This window comes from Sphingomonas sp. GW821-FHT02B09, from assembly GCF_059421875.1.
Map to the genome: position 1 here is coordinate 1 of NZ_JBWKVV010000002.1, position 23,899 is coordinate 23,899.

Here is a 23,899-nt window from a genome sequence, read left to right on the forward strand (position 1 = left end):
AGATCTCGTTCGACTTGCATGTGTTAGGCATGCCGCCAGCGTTCGTTCTGAGCCATGATCAAACTCTCAAGTTTATGTAACCACCCAGCGCCAGCGGAATAACCGACGTCAGGCAATCCATCTCAAGGACCCGCTCTGCACATTAACTTCAGGACGCTCGATACGACTCTCGCCACACCAAACGCCCCATTACGTATGGATACGTGAAGGACATATAGAGCGAGCTAAGCTTTAACCGACCGCACGACGCCTTGAAACGCCGTAGACCGGAGCCGCCGCCCACATGTCCCTTCATCTGTTCAACAATGTCAAAGAGCCGACAAAACCGACGCTTCGTCCAACCCTCTTTTTGGGAGGGCGACATCAGCGCCTTGATTTCGGTGACCGTAGAAGCGAACCGTGTGGTCCGTCGCTGCGGTGACGTCCCTCTAGGCGGGGTGTTCCGAGCCGTCAAACGCTTTTTGCATTTTTCCTGTCACAAATCTTCAAGCCTCGGATTTCCGGGGGTTTACGAGATGTGAAGAGCAAGGTCTGTACCGCCCCGTCATGGCGACCCCCCCCCCTCCCCGCACAGACGCCGCCGAATCGTTCGGTACACAGGTGCGCCGTGCGGTGATCTGGCGCTCGGGAAGCCAGATCGGCGCGCAGATGGTGCAATGGGCGGCGACCTTCCTGGTGATCCGCATCCTCGATCCGCGCGACTACGGGCTGTATGCGATGACCGGGGTGATCCTCGTTTTTCTCAATATGCTCAACGGCTATGGGCTGGCGAGTGGATTGATCCAGCGGGACGACGTTTCGGCGCGGCAGGTGCGGCAATCGTTCGGGATGCTGATCGCGCTCAACCTCGTGCTGGCGATTGCGCAGGTCTCGATCGCGCCGCTCGCCGCGGCCTATTACCGGCAGCCGGAGGTCGCCGCGCTGCTGCGCGTCCAGGCGCTGATCTATCTCATCACCCCGTTCGCCGCGCTCCCTTATGCGCTGCTCAGCCGAGCGATGGAGTTCCGCAAGCAGGCGGCGGCCAATCTCGCCGCCTCGCTCGCCGGCGCGAGCGCGGCCTTGGGCGGCGCGCTGGCCGGATGGGGGGTGTGGACGCTCGTCTGGGCGCCGATCGCGCTCTACGCGGTGCGCGCGATCATGCTGACCTGGGCAGCGCGGTCGCTGATCCGGCCGAGCTTCGACTTCCGCGGCGCCGGTCATCTCGCGCGCTATGGCGGGATGATGGCGGCGGGACAGTTCTTCTGGTTCCTGCAGAGCCAGATCGACGTGTTCATCGCCGGCCGCCGCTTCGACCCGCACCAGCTCGGCATCTACACCACCGCGCTGTTCCTCGCGCAGATCTTCGTCTCGAAGTTCGTGCCGCCGCTCAACGAGGTGGCGTTCAGCGCCTATGCGCGGATGCAGCATGACGAGGGTGCGGTCGCCCGCGCCTTCGTGCGCGCGGTGCGCGTCATCATGGTGCTCGCCTTGCCCTTCTACCTCGGTCTCGCGGCAACCGCCGAACCGCTGGTGCTGACGATGCTCGACGCCAAATGGGCGGAGGTGACGCCGGTCGTCCGGCTGATCGCGCTGGCGATGCCGTTCATGACGCTGCAAGTGCTCTATGCACCCGCCTGCGACGCGCGCGGCCGCCCGGGGATCGGCGCGCGCAACGGTGCGGTCGGCGCAATGCTGCTCGGATTCGCCTTCCTGATCGGCGTGCGTTGGGGACCGGTCGGGCTTGGCTGGAGCTGGATCGCCGCCTATCCGCTCTATCTGCTCGCAAGCAGCCGGCGGTCGTTGCCGGTGATCGGCGCGAGCGGACGCGACCTCGTCGGCGCGATCGCGCCGTCGGCATGCGCCGCGATCGGCATGGCGCTGTTGGTGACGCTGGTCGACCGGCTGCTGCCGGCGCTGCCGCCGCCGCCCCGGCTGGCGGCGCTCGTCGCGGTCGGCGCCGCCACCTATGGTGCGTGGCTGGCGCTCTTCGCGCGCGGCACGATCCGCGAACTGATCGCCCTCGTCCGCAAACGGCCGCTGCCGGCGGCCTGATCAGCCGTGCTGGATATAGTCGCGCATCGCCGCGGCTTCCGCCTCGATCCGGTCGATGCGATATTTGACGAGATCGCCGATCGAGACGAAGCCGACCAGCCGCGCGCCCTCGACCACCGGCAGATGGCGGATGCGCCGCCGGGTCATCAGCGACAGGGCGCCGATCACCGGCTCGCCCGGCACGACCTGCTGCACCGGCTGCGTCATCACCTCGGCAAGCGCGAGATCGAGCGCCGCGACGCCATGCGCGGCGAGCGAATAGACGACGTCGCGTTCGGAGACGATGCCGACCACGCTGCCCGCGTCGATCACCGGCACCGCGCCGATCCGGCGTTCGGCGAGCAGCGCCACCGCCTGCCCCAAGGTCGCATCGCGCGGCAGCGAGACCACGTCGCCGCCCTTGTCGCGCAGGATTGCCGCGATCGTCATGCCATTCCTCTCCTTCGTTCCGACTCCGTACGATGCGAAGGCGGTTGCCGGCAGGAGACCACGTTTGCAGCGACTTGGCAAAGCGTCGGAAACGACGAAAGCCGGCTCCTCGCGGAACCGGCCTCCGGATCAGATCAGAACGATCCGCTCACTCCGCGGCGGGAACGTCCGCGGCGGGGGTGCGCACGCGGCGGCGACGCGGCTTGGGCGCCTCGTCCCCGGCGTCGTTGGCGGCGGAGATGTTGAGCGACGGCGGCAGACGATCGGCATCGACGCCATTGCTCTCCGGCGCCTCGGCGACCGGTGCGGCCGGCGCCTCGGGTGCGACAGCGGCCTCGGGCGCAACATCGGCCTGCGCGTCGCGGCGCGGACGGCCCCGACGCGGGCGCGGTGCGAGCACCGGCGAATCCGCCTCAAGCACCGCTTCGGTCCGCTCCTGCAGATTCTCGCCCTCGGCGAGCGGATCGGCACGGCGCTGGCCGGCGACCTCGACCGGCTGTTCGGCCGCCTCGAACCGGGGGCGGCGGACGCGATCCTCGCGCTGCGGGCGATCCTCGCGCTGCTGCTGCGGACGATCCTCTCGGGCGGAGCGCTCCTCGCGCTGCTGCGGGCGATCGTCACGGCTGGCGTCGCGGCCGGAATCGCGATTGCCGTCGCGCTGGCCGCGGTCGTCGCGATTGCCGCGGTCCTCCCACTGACGTGCCTGGCGCTGCGGCCGGTCGTCGCGATTGCCGCGGTCGTCGCGCTGCTGGTCGCCGCGCGCCTGACCCTGCTGGTCACGCTGATCGTTGCCGTCCTGCTCGCCGGCGCGGATCGGTTCGCCCTCGTCGCCGTAATCGTCGTCGTCGTTGAGATCGAACGGCTGCTGGCGCTTGGGCTGGCTGTTGTCCTCGAACCGGCCGCGCTGGTCGGCGATCACGCGGAAATAATGATCCGCGAACTGGAGGTAATATTCGGTGGTGACGCGATCGCCCTGGCGCTGTGCCTCGCCGGCGAGGTTCTTGTACTTTTCGAACAACTGGTTCGCGTTGCCGCGTGCGCGGCTGTCGATGCGGTTGCCGTTGTCGGGCCGACCCTGGCCGCCCTGACGGGGACCGTTATTGCCACCATTGTTACCGCCACGACCGCGACGGCGGCCGTTCTGCTGCCGATTGTTGATCAAGCTACTGTCCCATGATCAGAGTATAAATGGTCCCTGGAAAACCAATCCGGTCGATCGCGGCCAATCCCGCATCGACCTGCCCGACCCGGCATCCGCCAGCCGAACAACGCGCCCTTCCGGGTCGCCGCGTGCCATAAGCGCCGCTCGAGCCTGCCACGGCCACCGATGGTCGGTGGCGACATGACGAAGGATGCGGGTCACCGCGTGCCGATCAACCTGCCAATGCTGATGCTGCGTGCCCCGGCCCGACCAATAGCTGGCGTGAGGCAGGTCCGACAAGCGAAATATGAGGGCCGGCCTCGCTTCTTTCAACCCCGATGCGCGAGCCGGACGAGCAGGCAGCGGTCGCGCCCGCCGAGATCGCGGTGGATCTGGCTGGTCAGCCCCTGCCCAGCGAACAAGGCGGCGACCGATTTTGCCTGGGTATGACCGATTTCCACGGCGGCGCAGCCACTTGGCGCGATCAGCCGCGGCAGTTGCCGGGCGAGGACGCGATAGTCGTCGAGGCCGTCGGCGCCGGCGAACAAGGCGCTGGCGGGTTCGTGCGCGCGGACCTCGTCGGGGAGGGTTTCGCCGGTGCCGATATAGGGCGGATTGGCGAGGACGAGGTCGAAACGGGCATCGAGCGCCGCCGCCCAGTCGCCGCGGACGAAGCGCGCGCGGTCGGCCATGCCGAGCCGCTCGGCATTGCGTCGGGCATAATCGAGCGCCACCGCCGAACGGTCGATGCCGAGGCCACGCGCCGGCCATTCGTCGAGCGCGGCGAGCAGCAGCGTGCCGGGGCCGGTGCCGAGATCGAGCACCGTCGCAGGCGCATCGCCGCCAAAATGGCCGGCGGCGGCGATCAGCAGCGTCTCGCTGTCGGGGCGCGGAACGAGCGCTCCGGGCCCGACGGCGAGGTCGATCGTCCAGAAGCCGCGCGTGCCAGTGATATAGGCGACCGGCTCGTGCGCCGCGCGGCGGTCGACCAGCGCGGCGAAGGCGGGCGGGACGGCGCGCGCCATGTCGAGCAGCAGCCGGCTGCGCTCGATGCCGAGCGCGTGCGCCATCAGCAGCTCGGCGTCGAGGCGTGCGGTCGGAGAGAAAGCGAGGCGCGCGGTTGCTTCGGCGAGCGCGGCGCGCATGGCGGCGGGGTTGGGGGTGGTCACGCCGTCATGGCCCCTTCCTCAGTCATGTCGGAGCATGCCGGAGGACATGATTGCGGGCGACCGACGGCGCGCAGCCATGCGGACGACATCGCATCCATGGGTCCCGGCATGCGCCGGGATGACGATCGGGGTGGGGTGAACGCACTGGCGGGACGACAGGCGAAGTCGGCAATACCCCTCCCCTCGTCATCCCCGCGCAGGCGGGGATCCATAAACGCTGACGGTAGCGATAGATGCGCGGCGTCAGCGGGTATGGATCCCCGCCTTCGCGGGGATGACAGTGGAAGGTGGGGAGGCGCGCCATACGCGCGATACGTTGGCCGAGTAGTTGGCAGGGCGGTGAGCGGTGGACGAGGGCGGACGGCAGCGCTCATCCACGTGGACATCGCGTCCATGCGTGCCGGCTTCCGCCAGGATGACGAAGGGCATCCGCAGCGGTCCGCCCGCATCACCCGTCGAGCGAGGCCAGTCGCTCCGCCTCGTCCTGCGCGATCAGCGCGCCGATCAGTTCGTCCATCTCGCCTTCGAGGATCTCGGGCAGGCGGTGCAGCGTCAGGTTGATGCGGTGATCGGTCACCCGCCCCTGCGGAAAATTGTAGGTGCGGATCCGCTCCGACCGGTCGCCCGAGCCGACCATCGCGCGGCGCGTGCCCGACCGCTCGTTGGCGAGCCGCTCGCGCTCCGCCTCGTAGAGCCGGGTGCGCAGGACCTTCAGCGCCTTGGCCTTGTTCTTGTGCTGCGACTTCTCGTCCTGCTGGATGACGACGAGGCCGGTGGGCAGATGGGTGATGCGCACCGCGCTGTCGGTGGTGTTGACCGACTGGCCGCCGGGGCCGGACGAGCGATAGACGTCGATGCGCAGGTCCTTCGCCTCGTCGATGCGGACGTCGACATCCTCCGCCTCGGGCAGCACCGCGACCGTCGCCGCCGAGGTGTGGATGCGTCCGCCCGCCTCGGTGGCGGGGACGCGCTGGACGCGGTGGACGCCCGCCTCGAACTTGAGCTTCGCGAACACGCCCGTGCCGGTGACCGAGGCGACGACTTCCTTGAAGCCGCCCGCATCCGACGACGAGCCGCTGATGAGCTCGACGCGCCAGCCCTGCCGCTCGGCGTAGCGCTGATACATGCGGAAGAGGTCGCCGGCGAACAGCGCCGCCTCGTCGCCGCCGGTGCCGGCGCGGATCTCGAGCATCGCGGCACGCGCATCGGCGGCATCGCGCGGCAGCAGCGCCAGCGCCAGCCGGCGGTCGGCGGCGTCGAGTGCGGCGCGATTGTCGCGGAGCTCCTCGGCCGCCATCAGCCGCAATTCCTCGTCGCCGGTATCCTCCGCCATATAGGCGAGGCTGTCCGCTTCCTGGCGCAGGCGGCGTACCTCGCCCGCCGCCGCTGCGACGGGTTCGAGCTCGGCATATTCCTTCGACACCGCGACGAAGCGATCGGACGGCAGGTCGCCGGTCGCCATCAGCGCCTGCAATTCGTCGCGCCGCGCCTCGATCTGCGCGATCCGTTCGGGGGAGATGGTGGTCATCCGATCCTCCCCGACACCGGGAGGATTGCCAGCGCGCTCATCGCAGCGCCTCGGCGAGAGCGGCGAAGGCGACCTGCCGCTGATCGCCGCTCGCCAGCGTCTTCACCGTCGCGACGCCGGCGGCGAGTTCGTCGTCGCCGATGATGAGCGCATGGCGGGCACCGAGCGCGTCCGCCTTGGCGAGCCGCTGCTTCATCTTGCCCTTATAGGCCATGTCGATCGCGACGCCGGCGCGGCGCAGCTCGGCGACGAGGCCGAGCGCGCGCGTTTCGGCCGCCGCGCCCATCGGCACGACCACCGCGTCTATCGTCGGCGCCGCCGGCTCGTCGAGCAGCATCGCGAGCCGCTCGACCCCCGCCGCCCAGCCGACGCCGGGGGTGGGCGCGCCGCCGAGGCTCTCGACCAGCCCGTCGTAGCGGCCACCCGCCAGCACCGTGCCCTGCGCGCCGAGCCGGTCAGTGACGAATTCGAACGCGGTGTGCCGGTAATAATCGAGGCCGCGCACCAGCCGCGCATTGCGCGTCCACGCCACGCCCGCCGCATCCAGCCCCGCGGTCACCGCATCGAAGAAGGCGCGCGCCTCGGGCGTCAGATAGGCGTCGATGTCCGGCGCAGCATCGGCGATCGGCCGGTCGCGCGGGTCCTTCGAATCGAGGATGCGCATCGGGTTCTTGTCGAGCCGGGTCAGGCTGTCCTCGGACAGTTCGCGCCGGTGCGCCTCGAAATGCGCGACCAGACCGGCGCGCCATGCCTCGCGCGTCTCGGCATCGCCCAGCGTGTTGAGCTGCAACGTCACGCCATCGGCGATGCCGAGCTCGCGCAGCAGCTGGTCCGCCATCACCAGCAATTCGACGTCCGCGGCCGGTTCGGCCGCGCCGAGGATCTCGGCGTCGATCTGGTGGAACTGGCGATAGCGCCCCTTCTGCGGGCGCTCGTAGCGGAACACCGCACCGCTCGTCGTGATCTTGAGCGGCGCATATTGCTGCCAGCCCTCGGTCAGGAAGGCGCGGGCGATCCCGGCGGTGAACTCCGGGCGCAGCGTCAGCGAATCGCCGCCGCGGTCGGGAAAGGTGTACATCTCCTTCGACACGACGTCGGTGGTCTCGCCGATCGAGCGCGCGAACACCTCGGTCGCCTCGAAGACGGGCAGGTCGACGCGGCCGAAGCAATACAGATGCCGCACGCGCTCGAACGTCGCGAGCACATAAGCGAAGCGGCGCTGGTCGTCGCCGAAGATGTCCTGGGTTCCGCGCACCCGGCGCGGCGTTTCGATACGGGCCATATGCGGGCGCTATCTAGGCGAGCCCGCGGCCAAGCGCTAGCACCCCAACGATGACCGACCGTCAAGCCTATTGGGGAATCGGCAGCCGCATCGCGCCGCCGCGGTTCGCGCTGTTCGCGATCGTCTTCGTCGCGGGGCTGGCGGGGCTGATCCCCGTGCTGGGCCGCGGTCGCGGGCTGATGGCGGCGTTCGACATCGCCGCGATCGTCTTCCTCCTCGCCGTCTCGACGCTGTTCCGCCACGGCGAGGCGGCACGGATGCGGCGTTCGGCGCGCGACAACGACGCCAATCGCGCTGCGCTGCTGGCGATCACCGCGGCGACGATGGTGGTGATCCTGGTCGCGGTCGCCGGCGAACTGAAGGGGCGCAACGACGCTTATGCGATCGTGCTGGTGATCGCGACGCTGGCGCTGGCGTGGCTGTTCGTCAACATGGTCTATGCGATGCATTACGCGCATCTGTTCTACAGCGCGGGCGAGGACGGGAAGGACGAGGGCGGACTCGACTTCCCCGCGTGCAAAGAGCCCGATTATTGGGACTTCCTCTACTTCAGCGCGACGCTGGGCATGACCTTCCAGACGTCGGACGTGCAGATCGGCTCGCGGCGCATCCGGCGGGTGGTGCTGGGCCATACGCTCGCGGCGTTCGTGTTCAATCTCGGCGTGGTGGCGTTCACCGTCAACGTATTGGGCGGCGGCGGCGGGTAAAGGACTGGACGGGTGACCTTTCGGCCGCTTACACATTGCCGCAACATTCTTTCGCCGAAAGCCCTCCATGATCCGCAAGCTCGTCGTCGCGTCCCTCTTCCTGTCCGCCGCCGCGCCGGCGCTGGCACAGGTCCCCGCCGGCAATAGCGCGCCGCAGCCGTCGCCCTTCGTCGACACGATCCCGGCGCCGCGCGACGTGCCCTATCCCGGCACGCTGAAGGTCGAGGTCGACGCGACCGATACCGACCGCGGCATCTTCCGCGTGCATGAGACGATCCCCGTCGCCAAGGCGGGCGCGATGGCGCTGCTGTTCCCCAAATGGCTGCCCGGCGCGCATTCGCCGCGCGGCGAGATCGAGAAGCTCGCCGGGCTGGTGATCCGCGGCAATGGCCGCATCCTGCCGTGGACGCGCGATCCGGTCGACGTCTTCGCCTTCCACATCGACGTGCCCGCCGGCGTGCGCACGCTCGACGTCGAATTCCAGTTCCTGTCGGCCACCAAGCCCGACCAGGGCCGCATCGCGGTGACGCCCAACCTGATCAGCCTGCAGCCCAATTCGGTCAGCCTCTATCCGGCCGGCTATTTCACCCGCCAGATCCCGATCCAGATGACGGTCAAGTTCCCGACCGGCTGGACCGCGGCGGGCGCGGTGCCCGCCAAGGCGGTCGGCTCGACCTACGCCTATGACAAGACCAATTACGAGGTGCTGGTCGATTCGCCGATGCTCGCCGGCCGCTACGGCAAGACCTGGCCGCTCAGCGACCGGGTGAAGCTCAACGTCTTCGCCGATTCGCCCGAGTTGCTCGCCGCCAAGCCCGAACAGATCGACGCGCACAAGCGGCTCGTCGAGCAGGCGGTGAAGACCTTCGGTGCGCAGCATTACGACCATTACGAATTCCTGCTGTCGCTCTCCGACCAGCTTGGCGGCATCGGCCTCGAACATCATCGCAGCTCGGAAAACGGCTCGCGGCCGACCTATTTCACCGAATGGGACAGCAACGTCGCCGCACGCAATCTGCTGCCGCACGAATTCACCCATAGCTGGGACGGCAAGTTCCGCCGCGGCGCCGATCTGTGGACGCCCGATTACCGTACGCCGATGCGCGGCTCGCTGCTCTGGGTCTACGAGGGACAGACGCAGTTCTGGGGCTATGTCCTCCAGGCGCGCTCCGGGCTGGTCAGCAAGCAGGACACGCTCGACGCTTATGCCGGCATCGCCGGCCTCTACGATCTCGCGCCGGCACGCCAGTGGCGCGATCTGGTCGACACCACCAACGATCCGGTGATCTCGGCCCGCCGGCCCAAGGGCTGGACGAGCTGGCAGCGGTCGGAGGATTATTACAACGAAGGCCTGATGGTCTGGATGGAGGTCGATGCGATGCTCCGCCAGCAGTCGGGTGGAACCAAGTCGATCGACGATTTCGCCCGCGCCTTCTTCGGCGTGCGCGACGGCGACTGGGGCGAGCTGACCTATCGCTTCGAGGATGTCGCCGCGACGCTCAACGCGATCCAGCCCTATGACTGGGCGGGCTTCCTGCGCAAGCGGATCACGGAGACCGGCCAGCCCGCGCCGGTCAAGGGCTTCGCGATGAACGGCTATACGCTCGTCTACGGTTCCGAGCCGACCAAGTATTTCACCAATGCCGAGAAGAGCGGCACGATCAACGTCACCTATTCGATCGGTCTGTCGATCGGCAAGGACGGCGAAGTCGGGCAGGTGATCTGGGATTCGCCGGCATTCAAGGCGGGACTCGATGTCGGCACCGTGATCCAGGCGGTGAACGACACCGCCTATAGCGGCGATGCCATGAAAGCAGCGATCGTCAATGCCCAGACGTCCAAGCAACCGATCCGATTATTGCTCAAGAATGGGCCACGGTACCGCGAAGTCGCCATCGACTATCACGGCGGCCCGCGGTATCCGCACTTGCAGAAGACCGGCACGGGCGAGACCGGGCTCGACAAGCTGTTGGCGCCGCGCTGAGGGGCGGCGGCCAAGAATTGTGAAGGACATGCATGCGTATTGATCTGATTCCGGTCGGCAAGAACCCGCCCGACGACCTCAACGTCATCATCGAGGTGCCGACCGGCGGCGAGCCGGTGAAGTACGAATTCGACAAGGCGTCGGGCGCGTTGTTCGTCGATCGCATCCTGCACACGCCGATGCGCTATCCGGCCAATTACGGCTTCGTGCCGCACACGCTGTCGCCCGACGGCGATCCGCTCGATGCGCTGGTAATTGCGCGCTCGCCGTTCATCCCCGGCTGCGTCGTCCGCGCCCGGCCGATCGCGGTGCTCAACCTCGAGGACGAGGCCGGCGGCGACGAGAAGCTCGTCTGCGTCCCCGTCGACGAGGTCTTCCCTTATTACTCCAACGTCGGCGGCCGCGCCGACGTGCCGGAGATCGTGTTCGAGCAGATCGAGCATTTCTTCACGCACTATAAGGACCTGGAGAAGAAGAAGTGGGTGCGCGTCGGCACCTGGGGCGACCGCGAAGAGGCGCGCCGCATCGTCCGCGAGGCGATCGAACGCTACGACGCCGCCAAGGCGCAGGGCGAAGAGCCGCACGAATATGAGGTTCCAGGCCGCGACTGAGCGACGCGGGGCGCGGCCGTCGGTCGCGCCCCGATCTGCCCCTTGAGGGCGGTAAATTATATGAACAACCGTTCGCCCTGAGCCTGTCGAAGGGCAACTTGCGATCGGGACCATGGGCTTCGACAGGCTCAGCCCGAACGGTGGTCGGGACAGACGGGGCGACACATCCCGCTCCCTCCCCCGCCCGTTCGCCGTGCGCCTGAACGATGGTCGGGGCGGGGCAATCGACACGCCGGCGGGGCGCCTCGCGTCAGCCGCCGCTTGCCGCCAGCCGCTTCAGCGCGTCGCCGCTGACCCGCTGGATCGTCCAGTCCTCCATCCCCACCGCGCCGATCCGGCGATAGACGGCGATTGCGTCGGCGTTCCAGTCGAGCACCGACCATTCGAACCGCGCACAGCCGCGCGCCACCGCCAGCGCGGCGAGATGGCGCAGCAAGGCGCCGCCGACGCCCTTCCCCCGCGCGTCCGGCGTCACGTACAGATCCTCCAGATACAGCCCGCGCCGTCCCGCCCAGGTCGAGAAATTGTGGAAGAACACCGCGAAGCCGAGCGGCCCGGTGTCGTCCTCGGCGATCACCGCCTCCGCGGCCGGCTGCGCGCCGAACAGCGCCTCGTGCAGCGTCGCCTCCGTCGCCTCGACCGCATCGGGTTCGCGCTCGAACGCAGCGAGCTCGCGGACGAAGCGCAGGATGACGGCGATGTCGGCGGGCGTGGCGGGGCGGATCATAAGGCGGCTTCCGTTTGCGGACCCGGCGCGGGCTTGCGGATCGCGACGAGGCAGCCGGCGATGATGAACAGCGCACCGGCGACCGTATAGGGCGAGACGCGCTCGGCGAAGGCCAGCCAGCCGAACAGCGCCGACCAGACGAAGGCGGTATATTCGGTCGGCGCGAGCACCTGCGCCTCGGCCCGGCCATAGGCCCAGGCGAGCGCGACCGCCGAGATCGAGCCGAGCAGCGCCGCACCGAACACGACGGGCAGTTGATCGGTCGTCGGCAAGCTACCGAACCACGGCGCGGCGACCAGTAGCAGCACGCTCAGCACGACGCTGGTGAACAGCGCCACTTCGAGCGGATCGGCCGCCTGCGCCTGCTGGCGCAGCAGGATCAGGCTGACCGCATAGATCACCGAGGCGGCGAGGATCGCGACGCTGCCCATCACCACCGCATCGGAGGCATGCGCCTGCACCTGCCCGGCGGCGATGATCAGCACGCCGAGGCTGGCGACGAGCGACCCGCCGATCGCGGCGCGGCGGATGCGCTCGCCCAGCGTCAGCCCGGCGAGGAACAAGGCGATCAGCGGCGCGAGGAAGGTCAGCGCGACGCCCTGCGCCATCGGCACGCGTGCCAGCCCCCAGAAGAACAGCAGCACCGACGCCCCACCGGTCGCGCCGCGCGCGACGTGCAGTCGCAACGCCTTCGCCCCGGGCCAGCGCATGCGTCGCGCAAGGAAGACCGGCGCGAGCAAGGCGACCCCGGCGAGCGACCGCCAGAGCACCGCGGCATAGGCGCCGCTTGCGATCGACAGCCCCTTCATCAGCGTATCCATCGCCGAATAGACGGCGATGCCGGCCGCCGCGACGGCGAAGGCGGCAAGCGGCGAAACCTCGCGCTTCATCGGATCAAGCAGATGTCGAGATCCAGACCCAGCGCGCTCCACTTCGTGTCCGCGGTCAGTACCGCACCCCCTGTCGCCAGAGCGAGCGAAAGGCACGCGCGATCCGCAAAGGACGTATCGGTGCCGTGCAACCGCGGGTGCAAGGCAGCGGAGACCCGTGCCTGACCGGCATCGAACGGCACGACGATGATCTGCAATTTGGTCAGTTGCTCCTCGATCGCCGCTGGATCGAGTCCGCGGCGTGCGACCTTGTGCAGAATCTCATCGAGATTGACCGCGCTGAACAGCGCACCGCGACAGTGCGCCAATACCATCGCACTGCCGGGCTCTTCAAAGATCATGGCCAGCACCGCCGACGCATCGACGACCGTCACCGCTGGCGCGCCTGCCAAGCCTCGTCCCGGGCGGCCTCGCGGCGTGCCTCGTCGCGGCGATCGGCGATCAGCTCGTCGACCACGCTGCTGCTGCCCGCCCCGTCGGCACCGCGCATATCACGGAACCGCTGCTGTGCTTCGCGGGAAACCTGCGCATAGGTCTTCAGGATGATTGCACCTGCCGCATCACGCTCGACGACGAGCGAGTCGCCCCGCTTGATGTCAAGTTCGCGACGGATGTTCGCCGGGATGACGACCTTGCCGCCATCGATCACCTTGGCCTGTTGGGTCATGCCGAGTCTCCTGATACCCGGCTTGTACCACAGGACCTATTCCGCCGCCACGACCTGCGGCGCCTGCGCCGCCGCATCCGCCGCCTCGATCTCCGCCGCCTTGGCCTCGACCAGCCGGACGATATGGTCGATCATCCCCTCGTCCTGGACGTGATGGTCGGTGACGCCCGACAGATAGACCATGTGCTTGCCGTTGCCGCCGCCGGTGATGCCGATGTCGGTCTCGCGCGCCTCGCCCGGGCCGTTGACGACGCAACCGAGCACCGACAGGCTCATCGGCGTGCGGATATGCTGGAGCCGCTCCTCCAGCGCCTGTACGGTGCGGATCACGTCGAACCCCTGCCGCGAACAGCTCGGGCAGCTCACCACACGCACGCCGCGGTTGCGGATGCCAAGCGCCTTCAGCATCTCGAAGCCGACGCGCACCTCGTCCTCGGGCTCGGCCGACAACGAGACGCGGATCGTGTCGCCGATCCCGTACCAGAGCAGGCTGCCGATGCCGATCGCCGACTTGACCGTGCCGCCGACGAAGCCGCCCGCCTCGGTGATGCCGAGGTGCAGCGGGCAATCCACCGCCTCGGCGAGCTGCTGATAGGCGGCGACCGCGAGGAACAGGTCGGACGCCTTCACCGCCACCTTATATTCGTGGAAATCGTGGTCCTGGAGCAGCTTGATATGATCGAGCGCGCTTTCCACCAGCGCATCCGGGCACGGCTCGCCATATTTCTCGAGCAGATCCTTCTCGAGGCTGCCGCCGTTGACGCCGATGCGGATCGAACAGCCGTTCGCCTTGGCGGCGCGCACCACCTCGGCGACGCGCTCGCTGCTGCCGATATTGCCCGGGTTGATCCGCAGGCAGGCGGCACCCGCGTCGGCGGCTTCCAGCGCGCGTTTGTAGTGGAAATGGATGTCGGCGACGATCGGCACGTTCGAGCCGCGCACGATCTGCTTCAGCGCCACGGTCGAATCGACGTCGGGGCAGGAGACGCGGATGATGTCGACCCCCGCCTCCTCGCACCGCCGGATCTGGTCGAGCGTCGCGCGGATATCGGGCGTCGGCGTATTGGTCATCGTCTGCACGGTGACCGGGGCGTCGCCACCCACGGGAACGTTGCCGACCATGATCTGGCGGCTCGGACGGCGGACGATATCGCGCCACGGACGTAAGGACATGGGGCTTATATACAGCAGCCGGGTTGCGGTTCAAAGGCGCTGGTGTAGGGCGCTAACCACTTACGATGTCGCGCGTCCCGATCCCCCGCCATTACGGCCTCGACTGGCTGCGCGTCGCCGCCTTCGCCATATTGATCGTCTATCATGTCGGCATGGTCTTCGTCCCCTGGGGCTTTCACGCCAAGAGCGCGCACGGCGCCGCCTGGGCGGTGCTGCCGATGCTCGCGGTCAATGCGTGGCGATTGAGCCTGTTGTTCGTCGTCTCGGGCTATGCGAGTCGCGCGCTGCTGACCCGCGCGCCGGGGGTAAGCGGCTTCCTGCGCCAGCGTACGCTGCGGCTGCTGGTGCCGCTCGGCTTCGGCGTCGCTCTGGTGGTGCCGCCGCAATCCTGGGTCGAGCTGGTCACGCAACATGGCTATACCGGCGGCTTCCTCACCTTCTGGACGCACGACTATTTCCGCTTCGGCACGCTCGGCGGGATCGTGCTGCCGGCGCTCAACCATCTGTGGTTCGTGCTGTATCTGTGGCTCTATACGGTCGTGCTCGCGCTGCTGGTGCCGCTGGTCCGCTGGCGCGGCGCGCAAGGGGCGTTCGACCGGCTGTTCGCCGGGCTGGCGCTGCCGATCGTGCCGACCTTATGGCTGGTGTGCGTCCACGGCTGGTGGTTCCCGATGGGCTACGAGACGCAGAATCCGTTTACCGACGCGATGGCGCATCTCATCTATCTGCCCGCCTTCCTGTTCGGCTTCGCGCTGGCGGGGTCGCCGCCGGTGCTCGCCACGTGCGTGCGCTGGCGCTGGGCCGGCGCAGCGATGGGCGTGCTCGGCTATGGCTTCATCCTCGCGGTCGAGCTTGGGCTGAACGGCGATGCGCCGCGCTGGCTCTACCCGATCTACGGCGCGGCACATGCGGTGCAGCAATGGGGGACGATCCTCGCGCTGATCGGCTTCGCCGAACGGCATTGGAATCGCGACGCACGGTGGCGGCCGCTGCTCACCGAGGCGGTGTTCCCCTTCTACCTCGTCCACCAGACGATCATCGTCGTCGTCGCCTATTGGCTGATGCCGGTCGGCCTGTCCGGCGGCGTCGAATGCGCGCTGCTGATCGCGGCGACGATCCTCGGCTGCCTCGGCTTCTATCTGGTCGGGCGGCGGATCGCGCCGCTGCGGCCTTTGATCGGGCTGCGGCCCCTGCCCCATCCCACACATAAGGCTGCATCATGACCGATACGCCAGACTGGTCGCTCGTCCTCCACGGCGGCGCCGGTTCGATCGAACGCCACCGCCTCACCGCCGCGCAGGACCGCGGCGTCCGCGCGGCGCTCGCGCTGGCGCTCGACACCGGCGCCGCGATCCTGTCCGAGGGCGGGGGCGCGCTCGACGCGGTCGAGGCGGCGGTGCGCGTGCTCGAGGAGGATCCGCATTTCAACGCCGGCCGCGGCGCCGCCTATACCCGCGAGGGCACGATCGAGCTCGACGCGGCGATCATGGACGGCCGCACCCGCGCCGCCGGGGCGGTGGCGGGCATTACCGCTACGCGCTCGCCGGTTGGCCTCGCGCGCCGCGTGATGGAGGCGAGCCCGCACGTGCTGCTCAGCGGCGACGGCGCCGAACGCTTCGCCCGCGACCAGGGGATCGCGGCGCAGGACCCGGCATGGTTCGCCACCGAGGAGCGCCGCCGCCAGCTCGACGAATTGCTCGCGCGCAATGCCGACGCCTTCGACATCGACATGAAATACGGCACCGTCGGCGCGGTCGCGCGCGATGCCGCGGGGCATCTCGCCGCGGCGACCTCGACCGGCGGCGTCACCGGCAAGCGCTGGGGCCGGATCGGCGATTCGCCGCTGATCGGCGCGGGCACCTATGCCGACGATCGTTCGGCGGCGATCTCCTGCACCGGCTCGGGCGAATTCTTCATCCGCGTCGGCGTCGGCCACGAGATCGGCGCGCGCATCCGCCTGTCGGGCGAGACGCCGCAGGCCGCCGCGGATGCGGTGATGGCGGAGGTGCGTGCGCTCGGCGGCACCGGCGGCGTCATCGTCGCCGCACCGGGCGGCGAGGCGGTGTGGAGCTTCACCACGCCCGGCATGTACCGCGCCCGCGCCACTGCGGCGGGCCTGCGCGAAGTGGCGATCTACGGCGACGAGTGACGGGCTTTTCATTGGAGTGGCACCGGCGAGCGGCTATGGCCTAGCGCCATGAAAATCCTCCGCTTTGTCGCCGCCGCTCTGCCGGCGTTCGGGTTCGCCGCGCCGGCGTCGGCCTATTGGGAGTTCGGGCATCAGACGGTCGCCCGGATCGCTTACGCCAACGTCGCGCCGCGCACGCAAGCGGCGATCCGCAAGCTGCTCGCCGAGACGCCGCGGCTCGACACGCCCGAATGCCCCGCGACGACGATCGAGGGCGCGAGCACCTGGGCGGATTGCGTCAAGCCGCTCAAGGGGCCGGATGGCAAGTCGCGCTTCGGCTATGCCTATAACTGGCACTTTCAGGACGTGAACATCTGCCAGCCGTTCACGCTCGAAGAAGCGTGCAAGGACGGCAATTGCGTCTCTGCGCAGATCACGCGCGACGTCGCGATCCTCAAGAACCGGCGCGCGCCCGCGAAGGAGCGCGCACAGGCTCTGGTCTTTCTGATCCATTTCGTCGGCGATCTGCACCAGCCGCTCCACGCCGGCGAGAAGAACGACAAGGGCGGCAACGACGTCGCCGCGGTCTATGGCAGCTACAGCCCGAAGCGCTTCAACCTTCATTCGATCTGGGACGGCACGCTCGCCGAACGTGCGATCACCAGCGGGCCGTCGCTGGTGCGGCGCTATCCGGCGGCAGAGAAGCGGCGGATCGCGGCGGGGACGGTGACCGACTGGAGCCGCGAATCGTGGCAGGTCGCGCATGACGTCGTCTATGCGAGCGCGCTGAACGGCGATCCCTGCGCGCCCTCGCCGGCCAAGGTGACGCTCGACGAGGCGACGATCGAACGGATCGTGCCCGTCGCCCGCTTGGAAGTGGAGCGCGGCGGCCTGCGGCTGGCGAAGCTGCTCGACGAGGCGCTGGGGTGACGAGCTTCCTCACCGTGAGGACGAAGAGGGCGGAGGCCTCTGCCTCCACCCTCCCGACAAACGTTCGGATCGGCCGCCGGACAACACGGGCGGCGCGTTCCGTTAGTTCAGCACCACCGTCACCGAACGCCGGTTCTGCGCCCAGCTCGCCTCGTCCGAGCCTAGCGCCACCGGACGTTCCTTGCCGTAGCTGATCGTCGTCAGCCGCGACGGATCGATGCCGCGCGCGACGAGATAGTTCTTCGCCGCATTCGCGCGGCGGTCGCCGAGCGCGAGATTGTATTCGCGCGTGCCGCGCTCGTCGGCATGGCCCTCGACCGTCGCGCGGACCTGCGGGAAGCGCTGCAGCCACGTCGCCTGGCTGTCGAGGATCGCGCGCGCCTCCGCATCGATATCGCTCTGGTCGAGCCCGAACAGCACGGTGTTCGAGCTGACCGAGCGGCGGAAGTCGGCGTCCGAGCCCGGCGTGATCGCACCGTCGCCGTTACCCGCAGTCGCCGGCGGCGGCGTGTTGAGTCCGGCGCTGTTGTCGACCGGCGGCGGCGGCAGCTGCTTGGGCTTGTGCGCGCAGGCGCCGAGCGAGGCGAGCGCGGCTGCGGTCAGCAGGGTGGTCGTCAGTCTGGCCATCGTCGTATCTCCCGTGAGTAAGTGCGTTTCGCCCCCGAAACCTTATAGTGCGTTACGGCCGTAGCGGTCCCCATGCCGGGTCCGACCCGTCGAGCGGCGTCGGAATCCTGCGCTCGACCTGTCCGGTGAGGTCGACCATCCACAGATCGGCCTTGCCGCCGCTGCCCTGGCCGCTGCGGTAGAAGGTGATGACGCGACCGTTGGGCGACCAGCTCGGCCCCTCGTCCTGGCCGCCGGTGAGGATCTTCTCGCCACCGCCCGACGGCGACATCGTGCCGATGCGGAACGCGCCACCCAATTTGGTGAAGGCGATCAGGTCGCCGCGCGGGCTCCACACCGGCGTCGCATAGCGCCCGCCGCCGAAGCTGATCCGCTGCTGGCCCGAGCCGTCGGCGTTCATGACGTAGATCTGCTGGCCTCCCGAACGATCGCTCTCGAAGACGATGCGCGCGCCGTCGGGCGAATAGCTGCCGCCGGTGTCGATGCCCGGCGAGCTGGTCAGCCGCTGCGGGGTGCCACCCTGCGCCGAGACGCGATAGATGTCGGTATTGCCGCCCTGCGCCATCGAGAACAGGATCCAGCGGCCATCGGGCGAGAAGCGCGGCGCGAAGGTCAACGCGGCATTCTGCACGACACGCCGCGGCCGGCCCGAGCCGAGATCGTAGACGTAGATCGACGGCTTGTCGTTCTCGTAGCTCATATAGACGATCGACTGCTGGTTGGGCGCGAAGCGCGGCGTCAGCACGATCGATTGGCCGTTGGTCAGGAAGCGGTGGTTGGCGCCGTCCTGATCCATGATCGCGAGCCGCTTGACGCGCTTGCCCTTCGGCCCGGTTTCCGAGACGTAGACGACGCGGCTATCGAAATAGGGGCCTTCGCCGGTGAGCCGTGCGTAGACCATGTCGGCGCATTTATGTCCCGCGCGCCGCCAGTCGGACGGCGAGACGACGAAGCCCGAGCGGGTCAGCTCGACCTTCGAGGAGACGTCGTAGAGATAGCAGCCGATCGTGAGGTTGCCATCGCCGGTGGCACGGACGAAGCCCTGCACCAATGCCTGCGCGCCGGTGCCGCCCCAATAATCGAAGGCGGGGGCGTTGACCTCCTGAAAACCGACGGGGCGGAGCTGGCCCGCGCCGAGCGGCGTGAACAGGCCGGAGTTCTTGAGATCGTTGGCGATGATCTCGGCCATCTGGCGGCCGAGCACGTCGGTAGCGCCCGCCGGGGTCGACACGACCTGCGCGGTCGGCATCGCCGGAATCGCGATCGGCATCGGCGCCGAGACGCCGCCGGTCACCGACACTTCGAGCGGCGCGGCCTCCTGCCCCGCCGGGGTCGCCGGCTGCTGCTGCGGTGCTGGCGCGGGCGCGTCCTGCGCGAACGCCGGGACGGCGGTGGTGACGCTGAGCGCGATGAGCAACGACCGGATCATGACCTCAAACCCTTTTCGCGAGCGATATGGATGCCGCTTACCACAAACTTGCCGTCATCCCGGACTCGTTCCGGACCTCTCCGGACCAGCCCGGCACCCCGGCCTCGAGCCGGGGTCCCGCTGCCGCCCATCGACTGCGGGGAAAAGCGGGACCCCGGCTCGAGGCCGGGGTGACGGAGGGAAGCGAGACGAAACGCCCCACCCCACCGTTCGCCCTGAGTCCGTCGAAGGGCGCGTGCCACGAGGGGGCCGCTCCGGTGGCGGGCCCGTGCTTCGACAGGCTCAGCACGAACGGGGATACCCATCACTGCAGCTTCCACTGGAAGTTGATGTTGTTCCACCCACCCGACGGCGTCGAATAATATTCGGCCGGCAGCTTGAGCGGCGAACAGCCCTTGAACGCCGCCACGCCGAGATCGACGACGCGCTGCTTGTAGCGCTCGTTCTCGTCGGTGACGCCCGACTGGCGGACCATCCGCGGCGTCGCGGCGAGCGTGCCGTCCTCGTTGAGGCGCAGGTTGAGCGTCGTCACGATCTCATTGGCGCCCGGCCCCGGATTGACCTGCCGGTCGGCGCAGGGCTGGATCTGGCGCGCGATCGCCTGGACGATCGACGCCATCGCGCGGCCGTCGATCTTGGCGGCGCGCGGCGCGGTCGACTTGCTCGGCGACGGATCGCTGGTCAGCCCGGCGAGGAAGTCCGAGCCGAGGCGCGATCCACGCGGCTTGGCGGCCTTCGCGCTCTCGCTGCTGCCCGATCCCTTGGCAGCGGCAGGCTTGGCCGGTGCCGTCGACGGCTTGCCCGCAGTCTTGGCGGGAGCGGCAGGTGCCTTGGCGGCGGGCTTCTCCGGTGCGGCCTTTGCCGGCTTGGCCGGTTGCTTGGCAGGTGCGGGCTTGGGCGACGGCTTGGCGGGCGCCTCCGCCGCAGGCCTTGGCTTGGGCTGCGGCTTGACCGGGGCCGGCTTGGGCGCGGGTGCGGGCGCCGGTTTCGGCGGCGCGGGCTTGGGCGGAGCTGGTTTGGCGGGCGCCGGCTTCGGGGCGGGTGCGGGCGGCGCGGGTTCGGGCTCGGGTGCCGGCTCCGCAGCGGGCTCGGGCGGCGGCGCAGCGTCTTCCGGCTCGCCCTCCTCGGGCGCGACCGACTGCGCCGGCGGCGTCACCGCCTGCGGCGCGGTCGCCTCGAGCGCGACGTCCTTGACCAGGCTGACCTCCATCGGGGTCTGCTGGAGCTTCTGCGGATTGGGCGTCGCGAGAAAGCCGACCGACAGCAGGCCGAAGAGCACGACATGCCCGACGACCGCAACGCCCAGTCCGATCTTTTCCGCCCGATCCATCAGCGCGCGCTTCCGCCTTCAACCGTCAGCAGCGAGACGCGGTTGAGCCCGGCGCGGTTGAGTTCGCCCATCACCCGCATCACCCGCCCGTAATCGAGCGCGCGATCGGCGCGCAGGAAGATCTGCGGTGGCTCGCCGCCGGCCTGGACCGCGGCGATCTGTTCCAGCCGCTGCGGCAGCGCCGCCTCGCCGATCTCCTCGTCGTCGAGGAACAGCTTGCCGCTCGCGTCGAGCGAGAGCTGCACCGGCTTCTGGTCCTGATCGAGCGCCTTGGCGCGGCTGTCGGGCAAATTGACCGGCACGCCCGCGGTGAGCAGCGGCGCGGTCACCATGAAGATGATCAGCAGCACCAGCATCACGTCGACCAGCGGCGTGACGTTGATATCGGCAACCGGGGCCCGCCGCCCGCGCCCCCGGTTGGATGGGAGATTCATGCCCATCGGATCAGCGCCCGCTGTCCAGCTGGCGCGACAGCGTCGTGTGGAAGCCGTCGGCGAAGCGGTTGAGTGCCGCCTCGATGCGGTTCACGCCGTGGCTGAAGCGATTGTAGGCGATCACCGCGGGGATCGCCGCGAACAGGCCGATCGCGGTCGCGAACAGCGCCTCGGCGATGCCCGGCGCGACCACCGCCAGCGAGGAATTCTGCGCCTGCGCGATCCCCGTGAAGCTGCGCATGATCCCCCAGACGGTGCCGAACAGCCCGACGAACGGCGCCACCGAGCCGATCGTCGCGAGGATGTTGAGCCGGTCGGAGATCGTGTCGATCTCCAGCGCCGCCGCCGCGCCCATCGCGGTCGCGAGCCGCTCGCGCGTGCCGCCCTTGTCGATCGAGCCGCCCGCGGTCGAGCGGCGCCATTCCTTCACGCCGGCGACGAACACTCGCGCCGAGGGCAGGTCCTTGTCCGCCTCCGCCTTGTAGAAGGCGTCGATATCCTCCGCCTTCCAGAAGTCGCGTTCGAACCCGGCCATGCCCTTGCGGATGCGGCCGAGCCGCCGCCAGAAGGCGATGATCAGCGCCCAGGTCCAGATGCTGGCGAGCAGCAGCCCGGCCATCACGAACTTCACCACGAGATCGGCCTGGAGGAAGAGCGCGACAGGCGACAGCGTCGCCGCATCCATGTTGAACACCGGATTCATGAATTGGTCCCCTGCCAGATCAGGCTTTGGTAGATATCCGTCCAGGCGGCCGGTTGACGCTTCGGCCGCCCCGACGGCGCGACCAGCGCCACCGTGACCTCGGCCTCCGCCAAGACAAGCGAACCGCGCCTGACTGTGTGATGAATGACGACGCTGGCGGCGCGCACGGCGATCACGCGGCTGACGACGAGCAGCGCATCGTCGAGCCGCGCCGGTGCACGATAGCGGATGGCGAGATCGGCGACGGCATAGGCGCCCTCGCCCGCGTCATGCGTGGCGCGCTGGTCGATGCCGGCGAGGCGCAGCATGTCGGAGCGCGCACGCTCCATGTAGCGCAGGTAATTGGCGTGATAGACGACGCCCGACAGATCGGTGTCCTCGAAGTAGACGCGCACCGCGAAGCGATGCTCGGCTCCCAAGAAGCGTCCTGCCTGCGGCTGGTCCTCGTCCCTCATCACGGCCGGCGTTAACCGAACCTGCGCGCAGGGGGAACCCTGTTGACGGATGTAACGCATGGGTTACATGTAACCTGTGAGTTACAGGAGGTTGACGTGGGTGATATCGACAAGGCCGAACGCGTTTCAATGCAACGCGCCATCATCTTCTATCTGCTAGCGATCGTGCTGGTGTTTTCGCTCGTCATCACGGGGCGGGAAAACGATCCGGTGCGCCTGCTGCCCTGGTTCGTCACGATCGGACTGGCGGCCGCCAATATCTTTACCGTCGGCCTGCTCCGGTCTCGACGACTCAAAGCGCTGGTCAACGATGAATCGACGCGTCAGCATCGGGCGATGGCGATCACCAGCGGATTCTGGGCCGCCCTCGTCGCGGCGCTTCTCCTGTCGCTCCTCGCCACGCTCTTACCGATGACCGCGATCCTTACCGCGCGCACCATCCTCACGGCAACGCTGGTCGCGACCCTCGTCAGCTTCGCAACGCTCGAATTGCGCGCGGCGCGATGAACGAAATCCTCCTCAACAGCCTCAAGGAGGAACGCGAGCGGCTCGGCCTGACGCAGGCGGCGCTCGCGGAGCGGGCCGGGGTCAGCCGCAAGACGATCAACACGGTTGAGAACGGCGTGTTCGTCCCCTCGACGATCCTCGCATTGAAACTGGCGGCCGTACTCGACCGCCCTGTGGAGGCATTGTTCCGGATCAGCGCGTGACGGTGGTGCTGGTATCGACGAACACGCTGGGGTCGAGTTCGAGCCGCGGGCGTGGTGGCGGCGCGGCGGCGGGGACCGCCTGCACCACCAATGCGCGTGGCGGCGCGGTGGTGGCCATCGCCATACGAGTCGCGGCGGCGCGTTCGGCGCGCCACGCGTCATAGGCGGCGTAGAAATCGGTGAACGGCTTCTCCAGCACCGCCAGCCGGCCTTGCGCGAAGGCGGGCAGATCGGCGGCGGTCACCGTCGCGCCATCGGCGAGCGTCGCCGCCGCGGCGTTGCAGAACGGCTCGCGCGCCTGGCTTTGCGAGAAGAAATTGTAGAGCCGCGTCATCTGGTCGTCGTAGCGATCCTGCCAGTCGCCGCCCGCCGCCTTATATTCGGCGGTGAGCCGCGTCTGAGCGCCGTTCAGGACGACCTTCTGCTGCGCGATCAGCGCATTGTAGCCGGCGATGATCGCCGCTTCGTCCGGCCCGCGGCAGGCGAGCGCGGCGACGTTGAGTGCGGCGCGCAGGTGCCAGACGGCCCCGTCGGCGGACAGGTTGCGATTGGGGGTGGCATAGCGACCGTCGCCCATCAGCGCCGGGATCTGCATCCCGACATAGGCGCCCTTCGGCATCGCGAGCGCGGCCGGCGCGGGCGCGACGGGGACCGGCGGCGGCGCGACCGCGACCACCTTCGGCCTGACCGCGCAACCGGCGAGCAGCGCCAGACCGACGCCGGTGAGAGCTATGATATGGCGCATCGCAGTCCTTCCCTGCCCCCCGGCCGGTCAGACTCTGCGGCAGAAATGGTTAACGCGCGGTAAGCGACG

26 protein-coding genes, 1 rRNA gene and 1 pseudogene are annotated in these 23,899 nt (G+C 68.7%); 9 read left to right on the plus strand and 19 right to left on the minus strand.

Annotated features, from left to right (window positions below; genetic code table 11):
* Window positions 1-74, minus strand: a 16S ribosomal RNA gene (locus AC07U4_RS07800); the annotation flags it as partial.
* A gap of 472 nt (window positions 75-546) precedes the next feature.
* On the opposite strand from AC07U4_RS07800, the gene AC07U4_RS07805 reads away from it, so the two are divergent.
* Window positions 547-2,031, plus strand: a complete 1,485-nt coding sequence (locus AC07U4_RS07805; RefSeq protein WP_495195033.1) for a lipopolysaccharide biosynthesis protein — start codon at window positions 547-549, stop codon at window positions 2,029-2,031.
* On the opposite strand, the gene AC07U4_RS07810 is transcribed toward AC07U4_RS07805, so the two are convergent.
* The 6 genes and pseudogenes from AC07U4_RS07810 to AC07U4_RS07835 all read right to left on the minus strand — a co-directional run.
* Window positions 2,032-2,460 carry a CBS domain-containing protein gene (locus tag AC07U4_RS07810; RefSeq protein ID WP_495179777.1) on the minus strand — a complete coding sequence of 143 codons (429 nt, stop codon included), beginning with the start codon at window positions 2,458-2,460 and terminating at the stop codon, window positions 2,032-2,034.
* Window positions 2,461-2,608: 148 nt separating this feature from the next.
* Window positions 2,609-3,622 carry a DUF4167 domain-containing protein gene (locus AC07U4_RS07815; RefSeq protein ID WP_495179776.1) on the minus strand — a complete coding sequence of 338 codons (1,014 nt, stop codon included), beginning with the start codon at window positions 3,620-3,622 and terminating at the stop codon, window positions 2,609-2,611.
* Window positions 3,623-3,930: 308 nt separating this feature from the next.
* Window positions 3,931-4,746, minus strand: coding sequence for a peptide chain release factor N(5)-glutamine methyltransferase (prmC, locus tag AC07U4_RS07820; protein WP_137899636.1), 816 nt, complete (start codon window positions 4,744-4,746; stop codon window positions 3,931-3,933).
* Between the two features lie 472 nt (window positions 4,747-5,218).
* Entirely contained in the window at window positions 5,219-6,298 is a 1,080-nt protein-coding gene (prfA, locus tag AC07U4_RS07825) for a peptide chain release factor 1 (protein ID WP_038665117.1), read from the minus strand.
* 37 nt (window positions 6,299-6,335) lie between these two features.
* A complete protein-coding gene (gene hisS / locus AC07U4_RS07830; protein ID WP_495195034.1) occupies window positions 6,336-7,580 on the minus strand; it encodes a histidine--tRNA ligase in 1,245 nt (414 codons plus the stop codon).
* 36 nt (window positions 7,581-7,616) lie between these two features.
* Window positions 7,617-7,733, minus strand: a pseudogene (locus AC07U4_RS07835) (hypothetical protein); the annotation flags it as partial.
* Between AC07U4_RS07835 and AC07U4_RS07840 the strand changes: the two are divergent.
* The 3 genes from AC07U4_RS07840 (at window position 7,700) to ppa (ending at window position 10,882) form a co-directional block, all read left to right on the plus strand.
* The gene (locus tag AC07U4_RS07840) at window positions 7,700-8,287 is read left to right on the plus strand and encodes a DUF1345 domain-containing protein (RefSeq protein ID WP_495195832.1); all 588 of its coding nucleotides are present in this window, start codon (window positions 7,700-7,702) and stop codon (window positions 8,285-8,287) included. The pseudogene AC07U4_RS07835 and the gene AC07U4_RS07840 sit on opposite strands and share 34 nt — an antisense overlap.
* Window positions 8,288-8,354: 67 nt before the next feature.
* Window positions 8,355-10,271, plus strand: coding sequence for a M61 family metallopeptidase (locus tag AC07U4_RS07845; protein ID WP_495195035.1), 1,917 nt, complete (start codon window positions 8,355-8,357; stop codon window positions 10,269-10,271).
* 32 nt (window positions 10,272-10,303) lie between these two features.
* Window positions 10,304-10,882 carry an inorganic diphosphatase gene (gene ppa, locus AC07U4_RS07850; protein WP_038665105.1) on the plus strand — a complete coding sequence of 193 codons (579 nt, stop codon included), beginning with the start codon at window positions 10,304-10,306 and terminating at the stop codon, window positions 10,880-10,882.
* A gap of 250 nt (window positions 10,883-11,132) precedes the next feature.
* Here ppa and AC07U4_RS07855 read toward each other — a convergent pair whose 3' ends face one another.
* From AC07U4_RS07855 to ispG, 5 genes are read right to left on the minus strand one after another with little or no spacing between them, the layout of a single operon-like run.
* Entirely contained in the window at window positions 11,133-11,609 is a 477-nt protein-coding gene (locus tag AC07U4_RS07855) for a GNAT family N-acetyltransferase (protein WP_495195036.1), read from the minus strand.
* Entirely contained in the window at window positions 11,606-12,499 is an 894-nt protein-coding gene (locus AC07U4_RS07860) for a DMT family transporter (RefSeq protein WP_495195037.1), read from the minus strand. Before AC07U4_RS07860 ends, AC07U4_RS07855 begins: the two co-directional genes overlap by 4 nt.
* A complete protein-coding gene (locus AC07U4_RS07865) occupies window positions 12,496-12,873 on the minus strand; it encodes a type II toxin-antitoxin system VapC family toxin (RefSeq protein ID WP_249340739.1) in 378 nt (125 codons plus the stop codon). Before AC07U4_RS07865 ends, AC07U4_RS07860 begins: the two co-directional genes overlap by 4 nt.
* Window positions 12,870-13,166 carry an AbrB/MazE/SpoVT family DNA-binding domain-containing protein gene (locus tag AC07U4_RS07870; RefSeq protein WP_495195038.1) on the minus strand — a complete coding sequence of 99 codons (297 nt, stop codon included), beginning with the start codon at window positions 13,164-13,166 and terminating at the stop codon, window positions 12,870-12,872. Before AC07U4_RS07870 ends, AC07U4_RS07865 begins: the two co-directional genes overlap by 4 nt.
* Window positions 13,167-13,202: 36 nt before the next feature.
* A complete protein-coding gene (gene ispG, locus AC07U4_RS07875) occupies window positions 13,203-14,339 on the minus strand; it encodes a flavodoxin-dependent (E)-4-hydroxy-3-methylbut-2-enyl-diphosphate synthase (protein ID WP_038665090.1) in 1,137 nt (378 codons plus the stop codon).
* 65 nt (window positions 14,340-14,404) lie between these two features.
* Here ispG and AC07U4_RS07880 point away from each other — a divergent pair, with 65 nt between their 5' ends.
* Genes AC07U4_RS07880 through AC07U4_RS07890 form a run of 3 tightly spaced genes read left to right on the plus strand, consistent with a single transcriptional unit; the run spans window position 14,405 to window position 17,397 of the window.
* The gene (locus tag AC07U4_RS07880) at window positions 14,405-15,562 is read left to right on the plus strand and encodes an acyltransferase family protein (RefSeq protein WP_495195039.1); all 1,158 of its coding nucleotides are present in this window, start codon (window positions 14,405-14,407) and stop codon (window positions 15,560-15,562) included.
* Window positions 15,559-16,488, plus strand: coding sequence for an isoaspartyl peptidase/L-asparaginase family protein (locus tag AC07U4_RS07885; RefSeq protein WP_495195040.1), 930 nt, complete (start codon window positions 15,559-15,561; stop codon window positions 16,486-16,488). Before AC07U4_RS07880 ends, AC07U4_RS07885 begins: the two co-directional genes overlap by 4 nt.
* A 48-nt stretch (window positions 16,489-16,536) precedes the next feature.
* Window positions 16,537-17,397 (plus strand): S1/P1 nuclease, encoded by an 861-nt coding sequence (locus AC07U4_RS07890; RefSeq protein ID WP_038665083.1) that lies wholly within the window; start codon window positions 16,537-16,539, stop codon window positions 17,395-17,397.
* A 102-nt stretch (window positions 17,398-17,499) separates the two neighbouring features.
* Here the strand turns inward: AC07U4_RS07890 and pal are convergent, their stop codons facing one another.
* The 6 genes from pal to AC07U4_RS07920 form a co-directional block, all read right to left on the minus strand.
* Window positions 17,500-18,024 (minus strand): peptidoglycan-associated lipoprotein Pal, encoded by a 525-nt coding sequence (gene pal / locus AC07U4_RS07895; RefSeq protein ID WP_038665080.1) that lies wholly within the window; start codon window positions 18,022-18,024, stop codon window positions 17,500-17,502.
* A 52-nt stretch (window positions 18,025-18,076) separates the two neighbouring features.
* On the minus strand, window positions 18,077-19,453 hold the full coding sequence (gene tolB / locus AC07U4_RS07900; RefSeq protein WP_495195041.1) for a Tol-Pal system beta propeller repeat protein TolB: 1,377 nt from the start codon (window positions 19,451-19,453) through the stop codon (window positions 18,077-18,079).
* 304 nt (window positions 19,454-19,757) lie between these two features.
* Complete coding sequence (gene tolA / locus AC07U4_RS07905) at window positions 19,758-20,783, minus strand: cell envelope integrity protein TolA (RefSeq protein WP_495195042.1); 1,026 nt, start codon at window positions 20,781-20,783, stop codon at window positions 19,758-19,760.
* A complete protein-coding gene (gene tolR / locus AC07U4_RS07910) occupies window positions 20,783-21,223 on the minus strand; it encodes a protein TolR (RefSeq protein ID WP_137899561.1) in 441 nt (146 codons plus the stop codon). Before tolR ends, tolA begins: the two co-directional genes overlap by 1 nt.
* Before the next feature lie 4 nt (window positions 21,224-21,227).
* On the minus strand, window positions 21,228-21,920 hold the full coding sequence (tolQ, locus tag AC07U4_RS07915) for a protein TolQ (RefSeq protein ID WP_038665070.1): 693 nt from the start codon (window positions 21,918-21,920) through the stop codon (window positions 21,228-21,230).
* Window positions 21,917-22,375 carry a YbgC/FadM family acyl-CoA thioesterase gene (locus AC07U4_RS07920; RefSeq protein ID WP_038665067.1) on the minus strand — a complete coding sequence of 153 codons (459 nt, stop codon included), beginning with the start codon at window positions 22,373-22,375 and terminating at the stop codon, window positions 21,917-21,919. The genes tolQ and AC07U4_RS07920 overlap by 4 nt, the downstream gene beginning before the upstream one ends.
* Before the next feature lie 96 nt (window positions 22,376-22,471).
* On the opposite strand from AC07U4_RS07920, the gene AC07U4_RS07925 reads away from it, so the two are divergent.
* A complete protein-coding gene (locus tag AC07U4_RS07925) occupies window positions 22,472-22,882 on the plus strand; it encodes a hypothetical protein (RefSeq protein ID WP_156143853.1) in 411 nt (136 codons plus the stop codon).
* Window positions 22,879-23,085, plus strand: coding sequence for a helix-turn-helix transcriptional regulator (locus tag AC07U4_RS07930; protein ID WP_038665063.1), 207 nt, complete (start codon window positions 22,879-22,881; stop codon window positions 23,083-23,085). The genes AC07U4_RS07925 and AC07U4_RS07930 overlap by 4 nt, the downstream gene beginning before the upstream one ends.
* Here the strand turns inward: AC07U4_RS07930 and AC07U4_RS07935 are convergent.
* The gene (locus AC07U4_RS07935) at window positions 23,075-23,830 is read right to left on the minus strand and encodes a hypothetical protein (RefSeq protein ID WP_495195043.1); all 756 of its coding nucleotides are present in this window, start codon (window positions 23,828-23,830) and stop codon (window positions 23,075-23,077) included. The genes AC07U4_RS07930 and AC07U4_RS07935 overlap by 11 nt on opposite strands.
* Between the last annotated feature and the right edge of the window lie 69 nt (window positions 23,831-23,899).

Bases quoted from the DNA above. Each gene is read 5' to 3' on its own strand.
- AC07U4_RS07805 (WP_495195033.1), top strand. From the start codon at position 547: ATGGCGACCCCCCCCCCTCCCCGCACAGACGCCGCCGAATCGTTCGGT.
- AC07U4_RS07810 (WP_495179777.1), bottom strand. From the start codon at position 2,460: ATGACGATCGCGGCAATCCTGCGCGACAAGGGCGGCGACGTGGTCTCG.
- prmC (WP_137899636.1), bottom strand. From the start codon at position 4,746: ATGCGCGCCGCGCTCGCCGAAGCAACCGCGCGCCTCGCTTTCTCTCCG.
- prfA (WP_038665117.1), bottom strand. From the start codon at position 6,298: ATGACCACCATCTCCCCCGAACGGATCGCGCAGATCGAGGCGCGGCGC.
- hisS (WP_495195034.1), bottom strand. From the start codon at position 7,580: ATGGCCCGTATCGAAACGCCGCGCCGGGTGCGCGGAACCCAGGACATC.
- AC07U4_RS07845 (WP_495195035.1), top strand. From the start codon at position 8,355: ATGATCCGCAAGCTCGTCGTCGCGTCCCTCTTCCTGTCCGCCGCCGCG.
- ppa (WP_038665105.1), top strand. From the start codon at position 10,304: ATGCGTATTGATCTGATTCCGGTCGGCAAGAACCCGCCCGACGACCTC.
- AC07U4_RS07855 (WP_495195036.1), bottom strand. From the start codon at position 11,609: ATGATCCGCCCCGCCACGCCCGCCGACATCGCCGTCATCCTGCGCTTC.
- AC07U4_RS07860 (WP_495195037.1), bottom strand. From the start codon at position 12,499: ATGAAGCGCGAGGTTTCGCCGCTTGCCGCCTTCGCCGTCGCGGCGGCC.
- AC07U4_RS07870 (WP_495195038.1), bottom strand. From the start codon at position 13,166: ATGACCCAACAGGCCAAGGTGATCGATGGCGGCAAGGTCGTCATCCCG.
- ispG (WP_038665090.1), bottom strand. From the start codon at position 14,339: ATGTCCTTACGTCCGTGGCGCGATATCGTCCGCCGTCCGAGCCGCCAG.
- AC07U4_RS07880 (WP_495195039.1), top strand. From the start codon at position 14,405: ATGTCGCGCGTCCCGATCCCCCGCCATTACGGCCTCGACTGGCTGCGC.
- AC07U4_RS07885 (WP_495195040.1), top strand. From the start codon at position 15,559: ATGACCGATACGCCAGACTGGTCGCTCGTCCTCCACGGCGGCGCCGGT.
- AC07U4_RS07890 (WP_038665083.1), top strand. From the start codon at position 16,537: ATGAAAATCCTCCGCTTTGTCGCCGCCGCTCTGCCGGCGTTCGGGTTC.
- pal (WP_038665080.1), bottom strand. From the start codon at position 18,024: ATGGCCAGACTGACGACCACCCTGCTGACCGCAGCCGCGCTCGCCTCG.
- tolB (WP_495195041.1), bottom strand. From the start codon at position 19,453: ATGATCCGGTCGTTGCTCATCGCGCTCAGCGTCACCACCGCCGTCCCG.
- tolA (WP_495195042.1), bottom strand. From the start codon at position 20,783: ATGGATCGGGCGGAAAAGATCGGACTGGGCGTTGCGGTCGTCGGGCAT.
- tolR (WP_137899561.1), bottom strand. From the start codon at position 21,223: ATGGGCATGAATCTCCCATCCAACCGGGGGCGCGGGCGGCGGGCCCCG.
- tolQ (WP_038665070.1), bottom strand. From the start codon at position 21,920: ATGAATCCGGTGTTCAACATGGATGCGGCGACGCTGTCGCCTGTCGCG.
- AC07U4_RS07920 (WP_038665067.1), bottom strand. From the start codon at position 22,375: ATGAGGGACGAGGACCAGCCGCAGGCAGGACGCTTCTTGGGAGCCGAG.
- AC07U4_RS07930 (WP_038665063.1), top strand. From the start codon at position 22,879: ATGAACGAAATCCTCCTCAACAGCCTCAAGGAGGAACGCGAGCGGCTC.
- AC07U4_RS07935 (WP_495195043.1), bottom strand. From the start codon at position 23,830: ATGCGCCATATCATAGCTCTCACCGGCGTCGGTCTGGCGCTGCTCGCC.